General features: G+C 43.5%; 15 protein-coding genes. 10 read left to right on the top strand and 5 right to left on the bottom strand.

Going from position 1 to position 20,464, the window contains the following annotated elements:
- Positions 1-70: 70 nt before the first annotated feature.
- The 5 genes from ACFO3D_RS05200 to ACFO3D_RS05180 all read right to left on the bottom strand — a co-directional run bounded on the left by ACFO3D_RS05200 (position 71) and on the right by ACFO3D_RS05180 (position 7,991).
- Complete coding sequence (locus ACFO3D_RS05200) at positions 71-2,113, bottom strand: thioredoxin domain-containing protein (protein WP_390293578.1); 2,043 nt, start codon at positions 2,111-2,113, stop codon at positions 71-73.
- Positions 2,114-2,221: 108 nt separating this feature from the next.
- A complete protein-coding gene (locus ACFO3D_RS05195) occupies positions 2,222-2,617 on the bottom strand; it encodes a YmaF family protein (RefSeq protein ID WP_390293577.1) in 396 nt (131 codons plus the stop codon).
- A gap of 249 nt (positions 2,618-2,866) precedes the next feature.
- Positions 2,867-4,471 carry an amidohydrolase gene (locus ACFO3D_RS05190; protein WP_390293576.1) on the bottom strand — a complete coding sequence of 535 codons (1,605 nt, stop codon included), beginning with the start codon at positions 4,469-4,471 and terminating at the stop codon, positions 2,867-2,869.
- Positions 4,472-4,581: 110 nt separating this feature from the next.
- A complete protein-coding gene (locus ACFO3D_RS05185; protein ID WP_390293575.1) occupies positions 4,582-6,231 on the bottom strand; it encodes a glycoside hydrolase family 13 protein in 1,650 nt (549 codons plus the stop codon).
- Positions 6,232-6,236: 5 nt separating this feature from the next.
- On the bottom strand, positions 6,237-7,991 hold the full coding sequence (locus ACFO3D_RS05180; RefSeq protein WP_390293574.1) for an alpha-glycosidase: 1,755 nt from the start codon (positions 7,989-7,991) through the stop codon (positions 6,237-6,239).
- Positions 7,992-8,264: 273 nt separating this feature from the next.
- Here ACFO3D_RS05180 and ACFO3D_RS05175 point away from each other — a divergent pair, with 273 nt between their 5' ends.
- From ACFO3D_RS05175 to murQ, 10 genes are all read left to right on the top strand, one after another.
- A complete protein-coding gene (locus ACFO3D_RS05175; protein ID WP_390293573.1) occupies positions 8,265-9,551 on the top strand; it encodes a sugar ABC transporter substrate-binding protein in 1,287 nt (428 codons plus the stop codon).
- Positions 9,552-9,669: 118 nt separating this feature from the next.
- Positions 9,670-10,917 (top strand): carbohydrate ABC transporter permease, encoded by a 1,248-nt coding sequence (locus ACFO3D_RS05170; RefSeq protein ID WP_390295457.1) that lies wholly within the window; start codon positions 9,670-9,672, stop codon positions 10,915-10,917.
- The gene (locus ACFO3D_RS05165) at positions 10,917-11,756 is read left to right on the top strand and encodes a sugar ABC transporter permease (RefSeq protein WP_390293572.1); all 840 of its coding nucleotides are present in this window, start codon (positions 10,917-10,919) and stop codon (positions 11,754-11,756) included. The genes ACFO3D_RS05170 and ACFO3D_RS05165 overlap by 1 nt, the downstream gene beginning before the upstream one ends.
- Before the next feature lie 37 nt (positions 11,757-11,793).
- A complete protein-coding gene (locus ACFO3D_RS05160) occupies positions 11,794-14,139 on the top strand; it encodes a glycoside hydrolase family 31 protein (RefSeq protein WP_390293571.1) in 2,346 nt (781 codons plus the stop codon).
- 22 nt (positions 14,140-14,161) lie between these two features.
- Positions 14,162-15,187 (top strand): LacI family DNA-binding transcriptional regulator, encoded by a 1,026-nt coding sequence (locus tag ACFO3D_RS05155; protein WP_390293570.1) that lies wholly within the window; start codon positions 14,162-14,164, stop codon positions 15,185-15,187.
- A 62-nt stretch (positions 15,188-15,249) separates the two neighbouring features.
- Positions 15,250-16,809, top strand: a complete 1,560-nt coding sequence (locus ACFO3D_RS05150) for a plasmid pRiA4b ORF-3 family protein (RefSeq protein WP_390293569.1) — start codon at positions 15,250-15,252, stop codon at positions 16,807-16,809.
- A 156-nt stretch (positions 16,810-16,965) separates the two neighbouring features.
- Entirely contained in the window at positions 16,966-17,424 is a 459-nt protein-coding gene (locus tag ACFO3D_RS05145) for a flavodoxin (protein WP_390293568.1), read from the top strand.
- Between the two features lie 138 nt (positions 17,425-17,562).
- Complete coding sequence (locus ACFO3D_RS05140) at positions 17,563-18,531, top strand: N-acetylglucosamine kinase (RefSeq protein WP_390293567.1); 969 nt, start codon at positions 17,563-17,565, stop codon at positions 18,529-18,531.
- Positions 18,532-18,543: 12 nt separating this feature from the next.
- Positions 18,544-19,401 carry a MurR/RpiR family transcriptional regulator gene (locus ACFO3D_RS05135; RefSeq protein ID WP_390293566.1) on the top strand — a complete coding sequence of 286 codons (858 nt, stop codon included), beginning with the start codon at positions 18,544-18,546 and terminating at the stop codon, positions 19,399-19,401.
- 143 nt (positions 19,402-19,544) lie between these two features.
- Positions 19,545-20,456 carry an N-acetylmuramic acid 6-phosphate etherase gene (gene murQ / locus ACFO3D_RS05130; RefSeq protein WP_390293565.1) on the top strand — a complete coding sequence of 304 codons (912 nt, stop codon included), beginning with the start codon at positions 19,545-19,547 and terminating at the stop codon, positions 20,454-20,456.
- Positions 20,457-20,464: the final 8 nt, after the last annotated feature.

The following is a 20,464-nucleotide window of genomic DNA, read 5'->3' as shown; positions in this document are numbered from 1 at the left end:
TCGCCGGAAATTGATGTATTTTCGCCGGAAAAAGAGCTTAAATCGCCGGAAACGTTCCTCAATTCCAACTCTATTCCCCGGTAATCAGTCGATACGCCTCATCCAGGTCATTTGTTGGCTGTTTACACGCAAAGTTTTCACAAATATAAACAGTTGTCTGGTTATTAACTTTTTTATAGTCAGAAGTGAAAGGCGCAGCGTTTGCCAATTGTCCGTGGTCCTTGCTGTACAGTAGGTTAACACCGGGCAGGTACTCCCGCTGCAGTCTGTTCACCAACTCATTCTTGTCACCCAACACCACAACTTCCTTCGTAGGGTTGTCCATCATCAGTAGGCTCTGGATAAAGAACGTGCTCGCGGAAGGACCCTGGTCGATATCCTTGTAAAAAGTATGGTACATTTCCTCAAGTTTATTGTGATATTCGGTTACTCCGGTCAGATAGCCTAGACGAGCAAGCATGACTGCCGCCACACTGTTTCCGGATGGAAGCGCGCCGTCATAAATTTCTTTTTCCCGGGATAAAAGTTCCTCACTGTCCTCGCCATTAAAGAAGAAACCGCCATTTTCTTCGTCCCAGAACAGGGAAATCATTTGATCAGCCAGTTCGCGGGCCCGTTCCAGGTATTCGGTATTGAATGTGGCGTCATACAGTTCAAGCTGTGCCCATAAAAGAAACGCGTAATCATCCAGATAACCATAATACTTGACCTCACCATAACGATAACGGGCCATCAGACGGCCATCCACTGTGAGCTTTTCGTCGAGGAAGGCTGCTGCATCCTTGGCAACGCGAAGATAGTCCGTATTTTCGAAAGCTCGTCCTGCCTTGGCGAATCCAGTTATCATCATCGCATTCCAGGATGTAAGAATTTTATCATCGACATGCGGATAGACGCGCTGTTCTCTTGCCTCGAGTAACTGAACGCGGGCTTCCTCGAGGTGGCTCTCCAATTCATCAAGACTCATGTTATATTCCTCAGCGGCTGACTCAAGGTTGGTATCGATCAAATTCGGAACATTTTTACCCTCAAAGTTAGCTTCTTGTGTAATGTCATAAACGGCACAATACAAATCAGCGAGATCTTCATCAAGCACATCGAAAACTTCCTCATAATCCCAAACGTAATATTTTCCTTCGACACCTTCTGAATCTGCATCGATTGCCGAATAGAAGCCGCCATCCTTGCTACGCATTTCACGCATTACAAAGTCAATAATCTGTTCACTGATTTTTTTATAGAGCGGATTTCCGGTAATCTGATAGCAATCCACGTACGCACATAGCAGCAGGGCATTATCATAAAGCATCTTTTCAAAGTGCGGGACGAGCCACTTTTCATCGGTCGAATAGCGGGCAAAGCCGAACCCAATATGGTCATAAATCCCACCGTCAGCCATTGCCTGCAAGGTACTTTCGGCCATTTTCAGAGCAGCCTTTTTCCCGGTGAAATGATAATAATTCTGTAAAAAAAGCAGGTTTTGCGGAGCAGGGAACTTCGGCGCTGAACCGAACCCACCATGATTGAAGTCAAAGCGCCGTCCCAGTTGCTGGTATGCCTGATCGGTTATGTCTTTGGTCAGACGAGTTTCACTCTTGGTGGACACGGTTTTTGCCAAAGCATCGGTAACACTTTTGGTAACCTCGGAAATATGGTCAGGCTCCTCGTGGAATTTTTTTGCCAACTGGGAAAGAACTTCCATAATTCCAGGCATGCCGTACTTACTTTCCCGCGGAAAATAAGTCCCTGCATAGAAGGGCACCTTGTCCGGTGTCATGAAAATCGAAAGCGGCCAGCCACCCTGTCCGGTCATCATCTGACAAACTTTCATATAAACGGCATCGATATCCGGGCGTTCTTCCCGGTCAACTTTTATCGAGACGTAATGCTTGTTCAGGTAGTCGGCAACTTGCTCGTCCTCAAACGATTCATGGGCCAAAACATGACACCAATGGCAAGTCGAGTAGCCGACTGACAGGAATATCGGTTTATTTTCTTTTTTTGCTATATCAAACGCTTCCTCACCCCAAGGATACCAGTCAACAGGATTGTATGCGTGCTGCTGGAGGTAGGGGGAATTTTCGTCAATTAGCCAGTTTGGTTGAGTTGTCAAAATCTCAGCTCCTTTACTGTCAGTTTATCGCTGATAATTTATCTTATCCAAAGCTTACTAGGAAAAACCTGGAGAGTCTAATAAAAATAAGCGGGAAAGTACTCCCGCTTAGCTTTTAGAGGCATCCGTAAAACCTCTGATTACATGTATGTGGCCATCATTTTCGGTTGTCCGGATATCGGTATAATGGGTATGATAGCCATTACCGATTGGGATCGGTGCACTCGTGTAAGCCTCATAGTAATGAATATGTCCGTCATCAAATGTTGTATATCCATAAATACGGTGAACATGGCCTTCCTCAGTCTCGATTGGTGGGCTGGTGACGCCCGGATGTAAGTGGGTATGTTCATCGTTACAGGTTGTCGCTCCATAATGGGCATGGGTGTGGCCGGTTCCCCCTTGGCCTTGGTTATTTCCTCCTGGAATCTGCCGTGGCATTCGGCCATAATTGCCCCAGCCAAATGGAACCGCACCAGGGTAGCTCGCATTGTTAAAATGCATTCTCGTATTCCCCCTTAGAACTTTTTACATAACAGGGTATGACATATGCCCAGATTAAGTGTCCGTCTATTTCTTAATGAACGTAATTTACGGGTGTCTTATGACGAGTGCTAACTCAATTGCTGAGGGTGCTATTGGTTTTCTGCTGAGGTGGAAAGTCCATTTTAATCAGCGCCCAACCGAATTATTTAGCGCCGCAGCCGTGACAGGAATAGACCCCAAAAAAAGAGCGGGATACTGCTCCCGCTCTTAATGCTGCTGGTAAACCCGCTCGCCACGTGACCAGGTTTCAATCACTTTTATATCGTTCAATTTATCAGGTGCTACATCTTTTGGATGGTCTGATAGCATTACCAAATCGGCCTGGTAGCCTTCATCTAATTTTCCTTTCTCGTGTTCACGGAATTCCATCTTGGCCGCACTCAGTGAATATGCTTCAAAGCTCCGATCGATGGATAGTTTTTCTCCTGGAATCCAGCCGCCGTCAGGGTTACCGTCGAGGTCGGTCCGGTTCACTGCTGCAAAAATTCCTGTCAGTGGAGAAAGTGGACCGATTGGTGCATCGGAACTTGCAGTGAATGGAATGCTCAGGTCATCAACTGTGTTCCATGGGTTGCAGTATTTCTCTTGTTCTTCGCCAACCCAGTTCACTGTCTGGTCATGCTCGTCGATGATGAATCCTGGCTGTGTCTCCAGATGTGGCTTCACTTTTTTGAGACGCTCCAGAAGATCAGGCGCAAGTACCTGTGCATGAATAATCCGGTGGCGAAGTTCACTGCAATCAACTTGTTCCAATGCGGTCAGTGCCTGTTCAACAGCACGGTCGCCAATCGCATGCATCGCAACCTGCATTCCATTGTTATGCGCGAGTTTCACCATGTTGTTTAGTTCTTCCTGCGAGTAAACCAGGGCACCTTTGGTTTCTGGTTTGTCGTGGTACGGTTGACGCAGTGCTGAGGTGTGGAGCCGTTGTGTGCCATCAAGGAAAATCTTGAATGCACCAACTTTTACACGATTCGTTCCATCACCAGTCCGTTTATTATCCTTATCAAGGAAGTTTTGAATATCGTTAATGTTAAAGATATAGTGGTGCAGACGAACATCAATGTTCAGGAGACCATCTTTCTCGAGGTCCAGATAGGTCTGCCACAATGTTCCGTAATCACCGACAAAATTAAGGTCGTCCGTGTGTGCGGATGTGATTCCATTTTGCAGCAAATAGGGTACAGCTGTTTTTACAGCTTCATAGATTTCTTCCTCACTCTTTTGGCGGAAATTGAACTTGATGAAGTGTACTGCTGTATCCTTGAATCTGCCAGTCCAGTTACCTTCTTCATCCTTTTCGATAAACTCTTCATGCCCCTCGATCAGTTCGGGTTCTTCTTTTATTATTTTTAACGCTTTCGTATTCACTACACATTCATGGCCGTCATCATGCAGGAAAAAAGCTGGTTTATCAAATTCAAGCTCATCAAGGTCCTTGGCAGTCAGCGGATTATCGATATCCTCCAGCTGGCTGTCAACAAGACCGCGGCCGACAACCCAGTCGTTTTCTTCCATTCTTTCTTCGATGAACCGATCATGAACCAACTCTTTCATTTTTTTAAACGAAGTAACTTCACGCAAGTCAAGCTCGCTGCGCATCAAGCCGTACCGGAGCAGGTGCATATGCGAGTCATTGAACGCGGTAGTGACCACATTTCGGTTGCCGTCAATCACATGGGAACCCTGGTCGTCCGTACGTCCTTTGTGAATGGAGTGGATTTTCTCATTATCAATTTTAATATGGTAAATTTCGTTGGTGTCTTCAGAATCAAAGGGGCGGAAAATTCGTACATTGTCGAGTATTTTCATGATAATCCTCCTTCCGTTAGTTTTTTTACCCTAATCTGGTAAGTAATTAACATGGGTAAAAAATACAGGAAGGCAATGGTTCGTGTTTACTGCAAAAAAAAACGCCGGTGCTATTTTGCATCAGCGTGGAAAACATATGTCTCATATGGTCGCAGCTTTTCTCGATTGGTATCGTGGTAGTTTCCAATCAATTTGGTTGCACCTGAAAAGCGATGGGGCATCCTGAATGATACTTCTTTGTCTGTAAAGTTGCTTGCTACTAATAACTCTTCACTATTAAAATTTCGTGTATAAGCGAATACTTCCTCATTGTTCGGCTCTAGGAGGATAAATGTACCGTGAACGATGATAGGGTGTTTTTTTCGAAGCCCAATCAGTTTCTGGTAATAGTGATAAATAGAATCTGGATCCGCTAATGCCTCGGCAGCATTTATCTCAGTATAGTTAGGGTTGACTTTTAGCCATGGCTCCACGTTACTAAATCCAGCATTAGGGGATGCATCCCACTGCATCGGGGTACGCGCATTATCCCGTGACTTCTGATAAATGGACTTCATAAGTGCTTTTTCATCAGCACCATTGGTTATATTTTCATGAAACATATTAAGTGTTTCGATATCCCGGTAATCTGATATGCTATCGAATGCTACATTGGTCATTCCAAATTCTTCACCCTGGTAGATATACGGATTGCCTTTCATCATATGCAACGTGGTAGCAAGCATTTTGGCTGATTCAGTTCTATATTTCCCGTCATTTCCGAATCTGGAAACCACACGTGGCTGGTCGTGATTATTCCAGTACAGACTGTTCCATCCTTTGTTCTCGAGTTCAGTCTGCCATTTAGAAAGAATAGTTTTTAGTTCAACCAGAGACCAGGGCTTGATATCCCATTTTCCATCTTTTCCGGAATCGACATCCATATGATCAAAGTGAAATACCATATTCAGTTCTTCACGTTCCTCAGCCGTATAAAGTTTGGCTTCCTTTGGCGTAACACCAGGCATCTCACCAACGGTCATAATATCGTAGTCTGCAAGTGCTTGTTTTTTCATTTCATGCAGAAACTCGTGTACTCGAGGTCCGTTCATAAAAGACTGATGACCGGAAGCATATTGCTTACCCTGCTTAATCTCGCCGTCAGGGAAGGTCTGATCTTTGGAGATGAAATTAATAACATCCATCCGGAAACCGTCAATACCTTTATCAAGCCACCATCTGATCATCGAATAAAGATCCTCCCGCACTGCACGGTTATCCCAGTTGAGATCAGGCTGTTTTCGGGAAAATAAGTGAAGGTAATACTGCTCGCTATTCTCGTCGTATTCCCATGCGGATCCGCTGAACGCCGATTCCCAATTGTTTGGCTTATCACGCCAGATGTAATAGTCACGGTAAGGGTTATCCTTTGATTTGCGGGATTCGATAAACCAGGAATGTTCATCAGAGGTATGGTTAACCACCAAATCCATAATCAGTTTCATGCCACGGGAGTGAACTTCCTCGAGCATCCGCTCCCAATCTTTCATTGTGCCGAAATCCTTCATGATGCTCGAATAATCACTGATATCATACCCGTTATCATCATTCGGTGATTCATAAACAGGGGAGAGCCAGATGACATCGATTCCTAAATTCTTAAGGTAATCCAGTTTTTCGGTAATCCCATTAATATCACCAATTCCATCATTGTTACTGTCATTAAAACTGCGCGGATAAATCTGATAGATGACACTTTCTTTCCACCATTGAGTGGTCATGTCGATCATCCTTTCACTTTAATCATTGAGAAACCATATGCATCGGTATCAATCTCGAGTGTATTCTGGTCACTTGCAATTTCTTTTTTGGTCCACAAATCAAGTCCACTCTTACCTTCAAGTGAAGTCTTTATAGAGTCTGCGGATGGATTGATTACAAAATAGATTCGTTCCTCGTTCGATTGTTTCATGAAAACGAGGTGATTTGTATGCTCATCTGCCGACAAGATTCGATAGCTCGCCTGACTGCCAAAAGCAGGTTCATTAGTACGCAGATCAATCAGTTTTTTTATAAATGCTTTTAATTCAAGGTTCTGGGCATTTTCATCCCAAACCATACACTTTCTGCATCCCGGATCCTCTCCACCGGTCATTCCTATCTCGTCTCCGTAATAAATACAAGGAGTTCCAGGGAAGGTGAATTGCAGGATATATAACAGCTTAGCACGGTCAATATTCCCATTACACTGGGTAAGTACCCGGGGGGTGTCATGACTTCCGAGCAGGTTAAACGCTACCTCATTCACATTTTCAGGGTACGAGGCAAGCACGCTTCCGGCCTGATTCGCAAACGATTTGGCATTGACCCTGTTTTTTGCAAGATAATCAAGCGCCGCAAGTGTGAACGGATAATTCATCACCGCATCAAATTGATCGCCCTGCAGCCATGGCATGGAGTCGTGCCAGATCTCACCTAGTATATAGGCGTCAGGTTTTACGAGCTTAACTTCCCTTCTAAATTCGCGCCAGAATTGATGATCAACTTCATTCGCGACATCAAGACGCCAGCCATCGATATCGAATTCTTCTACCCAATATTTTGCAACCTCAAGAAGGTGGTTTTTTACTTCCGGATTTTCCGTGTTCAATTTCGGCATATGTGGCGTGAAACCAAACGAATCAAAGGTTGGTCTGGGGTCTGTCCGGACAGGAAGCTCTCTAATATGGAACCAGTCCCTATACCTGGAGTGTTCGCCATTTTCCAGGACGTCCTGAAATTGTGGAAAATAATAGCCGCTATGATTGAATACTGCATCAAGCATGACCCGTATGCCTCGTTCATGACATTTCATCACCAGTTCTTTAAATTTTGCCTTATCACCGAACTGAGGGTCAATTTCCATATAATCGATTGTATCGTATTTATGATTGGAAGCCGCCTTGAAAATGGGAGTGAAGTAGATTCCATTTATCCCGAGATTTTCCAGGTAATCCAGATGATTGATCACGCCCTGAAAGTCCCCGCCAAAAAAATTCTCCTGTTTTGGCTCGGTGCTTCCCCAAGGAAGGGCACCCGCAGGATTAATTGAGGGGTCTCCGTTGGCAAACCGCTCAGGGAAAATCTGGTACCAGACTGTATCCTTAACCCATGCCGGAGGGGTAAATACATCGGCAGGATTCAAAAATGGAAAACAAAAATAGTAGGCAACATCGTCAAACGGGGCTTCCTTGTAGAATCCCTTTTCTGTATAGATTAGTGTTTCTTCTTTACTGATAAGTTCAAATCCGTACCGCAATCGTCGGTAAGGTGGCTGAATTTCAGCTAACCAGTAATCAAAGAGTTCATCACTTGCCTGCAGCCTCATTTCCGACTTGGCTGTCTGCCACCCATCTTTTGTCCAGTCGTACGGGTCCCCATGGATGAGATGAACATTTTCAACGTCATCTTTCTTTGTCCGTAACCGGATATGCAACGTTTGGGTGTCATATGCATACGCGAAATTATTTTTCGGCCGGTGATAAATTGCCTCTTTTAACATTCTCAACACGCTCCTAACTAGTTAATATAAAACAACCCCGCTCTCTAACAGGAGAACGGGGTTGTTGTGATAGATACAAAGCATTGCCCTCAATTTGTAGCTTGTTTTAATTATAGAATACTAATTTCCTGCCGTTTGTCAAACATACTAGATTTTTTAAAAAATAATTGTGAAAACGGTTGCACAAAATTTAAAATAGGAGTAGTATAAGAATAAGAAATTGTGCAAACGGTTTCGCAAACTGTTAAATTAAAAAAATAAGGGGGAAATAAAATGTTCAGGAAATCTTCGTTTCTATTAATTGCTTTTTCTATTTTCGCAATACTTTTATTGGCTGCATGTGCGCCGGATCGTCAGGAAAGTTCAGATGAGGGAAGTGAGAGCGGTGACAGCAAAGAAACTGCTGAGAAGCCGGAATCATTGACTATCTGGGCTAATGATGAAGAAAAACAACTCGAGGCAATCAAAGATATTGTGGCAGATTACGAGGAAGAAACAGGCATCAAAGTTAACGTGGAAGTAAAATCCATGCTTGAACAAATGGAAGAACTTGCACTTGCTGGACCTGAAGGAAATGGCCCGGATCTATTCTTCCAACCGCATGACCGGATTGGAAACATTGTTGCACAGGGGCTGGCTGAACCAGTTGAAATTCCTGAAGATGTCAAAAATACTTATAGTGACGCTGCGGTTGAGGCTGTTACGTATCAATATGACGGAAATACAAATCAGTATGGATTCCCGGCTGTCATCGAAACTTACGGCCTATTCTACAATACTGATATTGTGGAAGAGGCACCGGAGACAATTGAAGATGTGAAAAATCTTCTGGAAACAAAAACGGATCCTGCAAATGACAAATATGGGTTCATGATGAAACCGAATGATCTATATTTTTCTATTCCGTTCTTCTTTAACTACGGAGCATATATTTTCGGAGGAGAAGCAGGGGAATATGATACAAAAGACATTGGTCTTAACAACGAAGGGGCGATAGCCGGTGGTGAGCTGTTCCAGTCATTCTTTGGTAAAGGAAAGATTCCACCTTCTACTACAACTGACGTTATTGATGGATTATTCAATGACGGAAAAGTCGGTGCGGTCATCAACGGACCATGGGCAATTGTAGGGTATAAAGAAGCAATAGGAGATAAGCTCGCATTCGCGCCATTCCCTTCTATAAACGGAGAGCCTGGGCAGACGTTTGTCGGAGTGAAATCATGGATGGTTTCCTACTACTCTGAGAATAAAGAGTGGGCAGCAGATCTGGCTGCGTTTATAACTAACCCTGAGAATGCGCAGCACTATTACGAAGTTGCCGGGGAACTTGTGCCAAGTAAAGATGCCCTTAATGCAATTGAAGATCCAATCTATGCAGCATTTGCTGAGCAAATCAAACACGGTGTACCAATGCCAAGTACGCCTGCCATGCAACAGGTATGGGGGCCATTCAATAACGCACTTCAGTTCATTGCTGAAGGTGAGGATGTAAAACCGGTTCTTGATGAAGCAGTAGAGCAAATCAAAACTAACATTGAGGCAAGTGGAGCAACAGAGTAAGTTCTTAAAGTGATGGGGGGAGATAACTCTTCCCATCATTCTATTTGCAACCAAGGGGGAATCCGAATTGTCTTCACCCGACAAAAAGGCCAACAAACAACACAGTCCAAAAACAGCTATGATTTTATCAATTCTGTTTGCAGGACTTGGACAACTTTATAACCGCAGATATATAAAAGGAATTGCCTTCCTAATCATAGAAATCGCCTTCCTGATTACCACATTGCAGTCAATCAATTTTGGGCTATGGGGACTCAGGACACTTGGGACAATACCGGGTACTGATCATTCCATACGATTACTTGTATTTGGGGTCCTCTCTTTAATCGCAATAGTCATCCTGATGACACTCTATATTTTTAACGTGATTGATGCCCATAAGCAGGCAAGAAAAATCAGGGAAGGGTGGAAACCGCTTAACCTGAAGGATACAATCCGTGCAGCGTATGATCAGACATTTCCGTATCTGATGACCCTGCCAGGGCTGCTTTTGATGATTTTTGTGGTTATTTTCCCATTGATATTTTCAGTATTATTAGCTTTCACCAACTATAACCTGTATAACTCGCCTCCACGCCATTTGGTGGATTGGGTAGGATTTGAAAACTTTCAAGAACTCGTTACCGTTCCAATCTGGCAGGACACCTTTATCAGTGTATTTGCCTGGACCATCGTATGGACGGTAGTCGCAACAACATTGCAGATTATGCTGGGAATGTTTCTTGCCGTACTGGTCAACGATCCGCGAATACGATTTAAGAAACTGATCCGGACGATATTGATTCTGCCGTGGGCAGTACCGGCTTTTGTAACCATTCTTGTTTTCGCGGCAATGTTTAATGATGAGTTTGGTTCGATTAACAGGGATATTATCATACCCCTGATTGGCGGGGACGGCATTCCATGGATGAGTGACCCGTTCTATGCACGAATAGCAATCATTATGATTCAAACATGGCTTGGCTTTCCATTTATTTTTGCTTTGTTTACAGGCGTACTTCAGAGCATTTCAAAAGAATGGTATGAAGCAGCGGATGTGGATGGGGGATCCCGGTTCCAGAAATTCCGGAACATTACGTTCCCGCATATCATGTTTGCAACTGCTCCGTTACTGATTATGCAATACGCGCAGAATTTCAATAACTTTAATATTATCTACCTGTTTAATGAAGGTGGCCCACCCGTGCGCGGGCAAAATGCAGGTGGAACCGATATTTTGATTTCATGGGTTTATAAACTGACATTCGATACCAACAACTATGCAATGGCGGCAGTCATCTCCATTATTATGGGACTTGTCGTGTCAGGGTTTGCATTTTATCAGTTCAGACAGACCAGGTCGTTCAAGGAAGAGGGGGAAGTATAATGGATCAGAAACTGAAATCCAAACTGGAAGTAACAGCTATCTACTTAATCATAGCGATTATGACAATCATTATTTTTTATCCGCTTCTCTGGACACTGGGTATGTCATTGAATCAGGGTACGAGTCTGTATTCATCATCCATTATTCCGGAAAACTTCTCACTTGAGCATTATAAGTGGCTATTCAGTGAGAACAGCGATTACCTTATCTGGTATAAAAACTCGCTGATCGTGTCGACTGTAGTTGCATTCGGAAGTGTGGTACTGACCTCGCTTATCGCATACGCGTTTTCAAGGTATCAGTTTGTCGGCAAAAAGAACGGACTTTACGTGTTTCTTTTGCTGCAAATGTTTCCGGTAATGATGGCGATGGTTGCTCTATATATTTTCCTGAACATGATCGGGCTTCTGGACACGTTAGCTGGATTGATACTGATTTACCTGGGCGGTCAGATACCATTTAATGCATGGCTGGTTAAGGGATACTTTGACACGATTCCACGTGAGTTGGATCAAGCAGCACGAATTGACGGTGCTGGCCATTTACGGGTTTTTTGGAGCATTATGCTTCCGTTGGCAAAGCCAATATTAGCAGTTGTGGCACTATTTAACTTTATGATGCCAATGTTCGACTTCCTGCTTCCATCAATCGTATTGAACAGTGAGGAAAACTTCACACTGGCGGTGGGATTGTTCAATTTTATTAATGACCAATTCTCCAACAACTTTACCAGATTTGCAGCCGGATCCGTATTGGTTGCTGTACCAATCGCAGCCATCTACCTCTTCCTGCAGCGTTACCTGATTTCAGGATTGACAGCAGGCGGATCAAAAGGATAAATACAACAGTTAATTTGACAGGCAGGGGGATACAGAAATGCTTGAAGATACAAGTTTTGCAATACAACCTGAAAATGAACAAGAATCTAAATCAATAACTTACCAGGATATTGGAAATATGCAAACGTATAAAACCATAGATTATGGCTATTCCTTTCAGTGTACGAACGGCTATGTGTCGGTCCAATTTTTTGGTGAATCCATCGTTCGTATAGTAATGAATCAGAAAAGTGAACCAGCACTGGATCAGTCATATGCCGTTATAGCAAACCCGATTGAGGTTCCGATACAGAGTAATGATACTGAGGAGGCAATAGCGTTTAATACAAAAAAGGTGGTTCTTACAATCCAGAAATCACCTTTCCGTATAAAAGTGGCAGACCGTAATGGAAAAAGTTTTCTTGAAGAGGAAAACCGCGGGATGGCATACCGGGCGAATGGTGAAGTGGTTGCCTTTAAAAAAATGTATGCAGATGACCATTTTTATGGGTTTGGCGAAAAAGCTGGGCATCTTGATAAACGCGGTGAAAAATATGAAATGTGGAATTCAGATGTTTTTGCACCGCATAACCCGGAGACAGACCCACTTTACCAATCGATTCCGTATTTCATGACATTACGGAATGGCCGGGCACACGGTGTGTTTTTTGATAACACGTTTCGTAGCACTTTTGATATGAGGTCATTTGAGGACATGTACTCGTTTAAGGCGGAAGGCGGGCAGCTTGATTATTACATTCTTGCTGGACCAGATCCTAAAACAGTAATGGAGCAGTATACTTACCTGACAGGGAGAATGCCACTGCCGTCCAAATGGTCACTCGGGTATCATCAGTCCCGTTACAGTTACAAATCGGAAAAAGAAGTTCGCGAGCTGGCCCAGAAATTCATCGATAAGGATATCCCGCTCGACGCAATTCACCTTGATATTCACTATATGGATGGCTACAGAGTATTCACATTCGATAAAGACAAATTTCCGAATCCCGAACAGCTGGTAGCCGATTTACGAAAAATGGGAATCCGCATTGTGCCGATTGTTGATCCGGGTGTCAAAAAGGATTCCGAATATACGATTTACCAGGAGGGTATACTGGATGATCTCTTCTGCAAATACTTGGAAGGGGATGTTTATTTCGGGAAAGTGTGGCCGGGAACTAGTGCCTTTCCTGACTTCACCGATGAAAAGGCCCGTAAATGGTGGGGAGATAAACATACGTTCTATACGAAAGCAGGGATTGAGGGTATCTGGAATGATATGAACGAACCGGCTGTTTTCAATGAAACAAAAACGATGGATACGAGTGTCATGCATCGAAATGATGGCAAGATGAAAACACACCGTGAGCTCCATAACGTGTACGGCCTTCTGATGGGGCAGGCGACTTATCAGGGTCTGAAAGAGCAGCTGGATGGCAAGCGTCCTTTCCTTTTGACACGAGCGGGCTATGCAGGTGTACAACGTTATGCTGCTGTATGGACCGGTGATAATCGAAGTTTTTGGGAACATTTGCAGATGTCTCTTCCTATGGTGATGAATCTTGGACTGTCCGGCGTGCCATTCACGGGTCCGGATGTCGGTGGTTTCGCACATGACACCAGTAGCGAGCTTCTAGTCCGCTGGTCGCAGGTTGGTGCATTTACACCGTTTTTCAGGAACCACTCTGTAATTGGGTCCCACTATCAGGAGCCTTGGCAGTTTGGTGAAGATAATGAGGCTATAATTAAAAAGTACATTAAAATGCGGTATACTTGGATGCCTCAGTTATATTCGTTATTTTATCAGGCAAGCGTAAAAGGACTCCCGGTAATGCGTCCGCTTTTGATGGAGTTTCCAGAGGATAAAAAGACTTATAATCTTAACGATCAGTTTATGATTGGTGACAATGTTATTATGGCACCGATCCTTGCGCCATCGGTCACTGACCGGTCAGTTTATCTGCCAGCAGGGGAATGGGTGAATCTTGAAAACGGCGAGACGTTGAGTGGAGAAAAAGCACATTTGATTCATGCGGAGCTAGATCATCTGCCGATTTTTGTTAAAAAAGGAAGTGCAATTATGCAGGCGGACTGGGAATCGAATGTGGATAAGACACCGAAAAGTGTGTTGATGGAAGTCTATTCCGGTGCACCTGGAGAAGTTTACAACTTTACGTTCTACGATGACGATGGGGAAACATTCAACTATGAAAGTGGTGGATTCCTAAGACTGGATATCGAAGTGAAGTCGGCTAATGATGGAGCTATAATTTCAGTTACAAACCAGGAAGGGAATTACCAGCCTTCTTATGAGACTATTAAGATTAATGTTCACGGCCTGCGTGACAACCAGCATGTTATAGTAAATAATATAGATAGTGGAACTATTACGTTAGTGAACTAAGAACAATGTAGAGGGTGATGAAATGGTTACAATTAAAGACGTGGCAAAGGCAACAGGAGTGGCGCCCTCTACTGTGTCAAGGGTAATTGCGGACAACCCGCGAATTAGTCCCGATACAAAGGAAAGAGTCCGGAAAGCAATGAAAGAACTGGGGTATCATCCGAACATCAACGCGCGGAACCTTGCAGTTAGTTCGACAAAAGCTATCGGCGTTATTATGCCGTCTTCCGCTGATAAAGCGTTACAGAACCCATTTTTCCCAGAAATCCTAAGAGGCATTGGCTCGGTAACACATAGTATGCAGTATTCGATGACCCTTTCAAGCGGGGTCACAGAAGAGGAAATTTTCAATGAAGTGGAGCGAATGGTTTACGGCAGTTATGTTGACGGGATCATCCTGCTTTATTCAAAGCTAGATGACCGCATAACTAACTTTCTTCATGAAAAAAACTTTCCATTTGTAATGGTGGGGAAACCGTATGAAAATGCTACCGAAATTACCCACGTGGATAATGATAACTATACTGCCGGAAAAGAAATCACCGATCATCTGATTCAGATGGGGCACCAGAATATTGCTTTCATCGGTGGATCGAAAGAATTATTCGTTACTCTTGACCGGGAAGCTGGTTATGAAGCTGCTCTTTGCGATGCAGGATTGGATGTTTATGATGAATATCGGATTCATACCGAATTTCTAAAATCAGGTGGCCGTGAAGCGGTCGAGAGGTTGCTTTCACTTAAAGAAATGCCGACTGGCCTTGTTGTGAGTGATGATTTAATAAGTCTTGGCGTATTGAGTATGCTTGAAGAATCAGGGGTCTCAGTACCAAGCGATATTTCTCTAGTAAGTTTTAATAATGTTTACTTGTCTGAAATAACCCGGCCCGCGCTTACAACGGTTGATATTCAGATTCATGAGCTAGGTGCACAATCAGCAAAGGTTCTGATCGAACAAACAGTTGATAAATCAGTTGCGGCTAAACGCATTATTGTGCCACATAAAATTATTTACAGAAATTCTATAAGTGAGAAAGGAGCCTTATAGGGGCTTCTTTTTTTTATATATGTGTCTCTGTGCTACACTATTGTCAAAGTGAGGTGGACGATGTGATTCTTGAATTTAAAATAACGCTGCGTGATGTTGGGGTTCCTGTTTGGAGGGTAATTAAGATTGATAGCGAGGAAACCTTTAGTACGCTGCATAAAGTTATCCAGGCTGCTTTTGGCTGGACCAATTCTCATTTACACCAGTTTTTTGTCGAGAAGTCGGATGGTCGGGATGTTAATTACGTTCAAATCGCTCAGCAGATTCCGGATGGCGTAATGGATTTCCAGTCTGAGTCTGAAATGTTGATTGAGGATGATATTAAGCTGTCTGATTGGTTTAAAAAGGTGAACGATACAACCATCTACATTTATGACTTTGGCGATGACTGGTCACACGAGATAGTGTTGACGGGTAAGCCAGCGCCTGTGAAAGGGCAACCACTCCCATATTGTACGGCGGCCAAAAATAATGCACCTGAAGAAGACAGTCGGGGTGAAGTTATGATGGGGGAAGTCAATTTGAAAAATGACAATCCCAAAAGACTAATCCAAGACATTAACGATGCGCTGCTTGATACGGAAAGTTACCTCGAAAATTTAGAAGGAATGAATTTCGTTGACGATCCGGGTGTGGTATACGACCCATGGGAAGAGGTTCTTCTCGCTGCAAAAGAATTCCATAAACTGAAGCCGTGGGAATTCATGGAAGACGATCAAATCTTTGCTATAGCTGATCCGGTACTAGACGAGTATTATTTCTGTTCTGTGCTTGGAAAGGCAGGAGAAGTTTTTGGCCTTGCAATCTACCCAAACCGGGAGGGCTATGCGATATTAAAAGAAATACAGCGCGGCAGGGTCCCTGATTTTGACTTTCTGTTAAAACAGCGCAGTATCCTTTTAAGTTTTGAAGATAGAACGGACTTGGCCAAGGAAGATTATGAGTTTATTAAATCCTATGATGTTACCTTCCGGGGCAAAAAAGCATGGCCGGTATTTACGAGTTATAAGCCAGGATATGTCCCGTGGATTCCTGATGAGTACGAGGCTGATGTTCTGCTGGAAGTTGTGGAAGAAGCAATCGGTCTATGTAAAGAGTTTAAGAACGGGAAGACACTGCCGGATTTTTTCGCGGAAAACAAGGTTCTTGCGAGAATTCCAGGAGTGGAGGATGAGGTTATATCGCTTGATAACTATCAGCGGGAAGACAAGGTTTTTCAACTGGAAGTATCCGAACTAGACTTAAGACGTGCAAAAAAACTTATGGATAACTTTATCCCAGCGACGATTGAATTTGTGGTGACCCAAATTGACATGCCGTTACAGGAAAATATCGGCGACAGACCTGCTTTCCCATACCTAGCGATTGCGGTGGATTATAATCAGGGGATGGTGTTCTTCCAGGATGTACTGCCTGGAGGGTCTGATAATGGATTGCTGCAAAACCAGCTGCTTAAAATGCTGCAGCTTACCGAAGGCATCCCTGAAAAGCTGTTGGTTGATGAAAAGACCTTCGAAATCATGGAGCCGCTGATTAAAGAACTAGGACTGAATGTGGAAATTCCAAATGAATTGCCACACGTTGCAGAAATAGTTAATGATATAGGGATGCTGTATCAATAGGATTGCGGGGCCTCAGATATAAGGCCTCGTTTCATATTTTGCTCACAAACCTGTCACAATTCAGGATAAAAAAAGCCCAAATTACCTCAGGTCAATTGAAAACAATTCTCAACCAACATAAAATGAATGTAGTATGACCGATGTGGAGGGATACCAATGGGCAAAGTATTGATGCTCTATGCAAGCATGACAGGCAATACTGAGATGATGGCTGAAATTATAACCGATGTCGTGGAGCAGCGTAATCATACCGTTGTTACCAAGACTTTTGATATGGATCCAATAGATGTAGAAGAACTTGCAGATTATGATGGCGTGCTGGTCGGCACCTATTCATGGGATGATGGTGAGCTTCCGTATGAGTCAGAGGACTTTTACGAGGAACTTGATGATGTGGACATCAAAGGAATGGTGGCCGGTGTATTCGGCTCTGGTGACTCCTTTTATGATTCATTCGGCGGGGCTGCCAACCTGATGGGCGATCGGTTTGAAGCGAGAGGCGCCAACCTTGTTCCGGAGCGGTTGATCGTAGACCTGGAGCCGGATAAAAAAGATGTGGAACGATGCCAGAAATTTGCTGAAGTGTTTTGTGGAATGATGGAAGAGAATTTATAGTATTAAAAGGAGTAAGATCAAGTGGAAACTTGGTCTTACTTTTTCATTCGTTTGAAATTTTATTTCAAAATAGCTTGTGCTTATATTTCAGCTCCTATAAAATGAGTTTATATATCTCTTTTCAAAGGATGAATTGAAATGGACCATGTAATAGGCATTGACGGTGGTGGAACAAAGACCAGTGCTGTGATTGCAGACTCAGATGGAAGAATAATTATTAAAGCGATTGCAGGGCCGACTAATCCCAATGTCGTTCCACATGACGAAGTGTTTGAGACGCTTTCCACACTTTTCAATGAGCTTAAAAATCAGTTTGCTGGGACAGCGTTGAACATTACAACTGTTTTTGCCGGTGTTTCCGGGGCTGGAAATGATACCGCCAAGAAGGCATTAATGGAAATGATAAGCAAGTTAGTTGATGCGACGGTTGAAGTTGTAGTCGAAGCTGATCCAATTAATGCTTTGTATTCTGGGACGTATGGCCAGCCGGGAATCGTACAGATTTCAGGGACGGGTTCCATAACGTATGGTATTAATAGCGAATCAGAGCATGGACGTGTTGGCGGCTGGGGTTATTTGTTCGGGGATGAAGGGAGCGGATATGACCTTGGAAGGCAAGGGGTCATTGCTGTACTGAAAGCCGCTGATGGACGAGGTAAAAAAACAATTCTGCAGGAGAATATACTGGAATATTTTCAGGTGAATAATGAATTCGACCTTGTTCAGAATATATATACCGCACCTTCGCCCAAAAGTGAGATTTCCGCGATTTCCAGAATGGTTCTTGAGGCATATCGAAAAGAGGATAAGGTTGCCCGTGAAATTGTCGCTGATATTGTGAAGGAAATGGGAGTAAGCATAAATACACTCCATCAAAAACTTTTCAATGAACGGGAAAAAGTGAAGGTTGTATTATGTGGCGGAGTCTTCAAGGACAAAGATATCCTGCCGCAATTATTAAAGGCAGAGCTTAAAGAAGCGGAGTATCTTCAACTAACGGCTCCGGAAATGTCGCCCGTTGGCGGGTCGGTAATCGGGGCGCTGCTCCATCAGAATAAAGAGAAGCCAAGAGAAGAAGTAATCCAAACTATTATTTCAACAATATAGGGGGTAATTCAGTTGTCGCATTTAAAGGGCGGTCTAGTTATTTTAAAAGAAATGATTCCAACGTTGCCACCTTCCGAGCAAAAAATTGCAAAATATATACTTCAACACCCGGAAGAGTCCATCATGCTAACGGCGTTGATGCTTGGGGAACGAAGCGATACCAGTAGTGCAGCGGTGATTCGATTATGCAAGTCGCTGGGTTTCAATGGCTTTCAGGAGCTGAAAATTCGCGTCGCAGGTGACCTGCAGGAAAAGTCAGAAGCAGGGTACCGTGATATTGAGCCTAACGAGGATTTTAAAAATATCATCGACAAAGTTACCTCTAATACTATTCAGACGCTTACCGAAACAATCAATATGATGAATGTCGAGAATCTCACCGAGGCAGTCAAGGCAATATCAGATGCACGATCGATTGTGCTAATCGGTGTAGGTGGTTCGTATATTGCTGCTAAGGATGCTGAGCAGAAATTCTTGAGGATTGCAAAGCATGCCAGGGCGTACACGGATATCCATATGGCGGCAACCGATATTGCCAACAAGGGACCAGAAGATGTTGTAATTGGAATTTCTTTTTCAGGAAAGACCAAAGAAGTAACAGGGCTGATGGAACTTGCCAAGCAGAAAAATATTAAAACAATTGGAATCACCAAGTATGGCAAGTCACCTGTAAGCAACAACTCGGATATCCTTCTGCACACATCTGCAACCAAGGAAGCAACTTTCAGAAGTGGCGCGACTTCTTCAAGAATGGCTCAATTACATATGATTGATATACTCTTCATGTGTCTGGCTTCGCAGGAATATGAGAAAATCATCAGTCATCTGGATGAAACACGTGAAGCGATAGCTTTTCTTAAGCGAAAATAATAATTTTTTTATGGACAAACTGAAATATTATTACAATAATCATTAGAGCATGTTGACAAAATAATTCAGCAAGTCTATAATTATATCAACTTGTTCATATGAAAGCGTTTTATCATTCTGATGGCGGGGAGAAAGAGAACTTTATGGAATTAGCTAAATTGACTACAGAACAGCGAAACAAAAACAGCATGAATCTGGATCAGATGTCCAGTCTAGAAATCTTACAGACAATTAATAATGAAGATAAAAAGGTTGCCGATGCGGTGGAGGAAGTCCTTCCAGATGTTCAGCAGGCTGTGGAACATATTTATAAAGCATTGAAAAGTGGTGGCCGCCTGTTTTACGCGGGGGCCGGTACAAGTGGAAGACTTGGAGTGATAGATGCTTCGGAATGTCCGCCCACATTTATGACGCCGCCTGAGATGGTCCAGACTTTGATGGCAGGTGGAGACGGCGCGTTTCTAAGTGCTGTTGAAGGCTGTGAAGATGATGAGTCACAAGGAGCCAAGGATATCAAGGCTAAGAATCTTTCAGACAAAGATGTGGTAGTGGGAATAACTGCAAGCGGACGCACCCCTTATCCGATTGGTGCGTTGAAACATGCAAAGGAAGTTGGAGCTTATACTGTTTCCCTATCGTGTAATGAAAATTCACTGATCAGCCAACATGCAACGTGCAATATCGAAGTGGTGGTAGGACCTGAAGTGCTGACGGGTTCCACACGAATGAAGGCTGCAACGGCACATAAAATGATATTGAACATGATTAGTACAGCGACTATGGTGAAACTTGGTAAGGTACATGAAAACCTTATGGTTGATGTACATGCCAGCAACTATAAACTGATGGAACGCGCAAAGCGGACAATTATGGAAGTTACAGACGCATCCTATGAAGAAGCGGAGAAAACCCTGTCACTAACGAACAATGCGGTAAAACCTGCAATCGTTATGATTGAAGGGGGTGTTACATACCAGGAAGCAATTGATGCCATAGACCGCAGCAACGGGTACGTCCGGGACGCGATTGACTATGTCACGAAACATAATGTCTGAAACTGTAT

Source organism: Virgibacillus kekensis (assembly GCF_042654125.1).
Classification (GTDB): Bacteria; Bacillota; Bacilli; order Bacillales; family Amphibacillaceae; genus Lentibacillus; species Lentibacillus kekensis.
The sequence above is the reverse complement of the archived record's forward strand: the minus strand, read 5'-3'. Positions and strand labels throughout refer to the sequence as shown.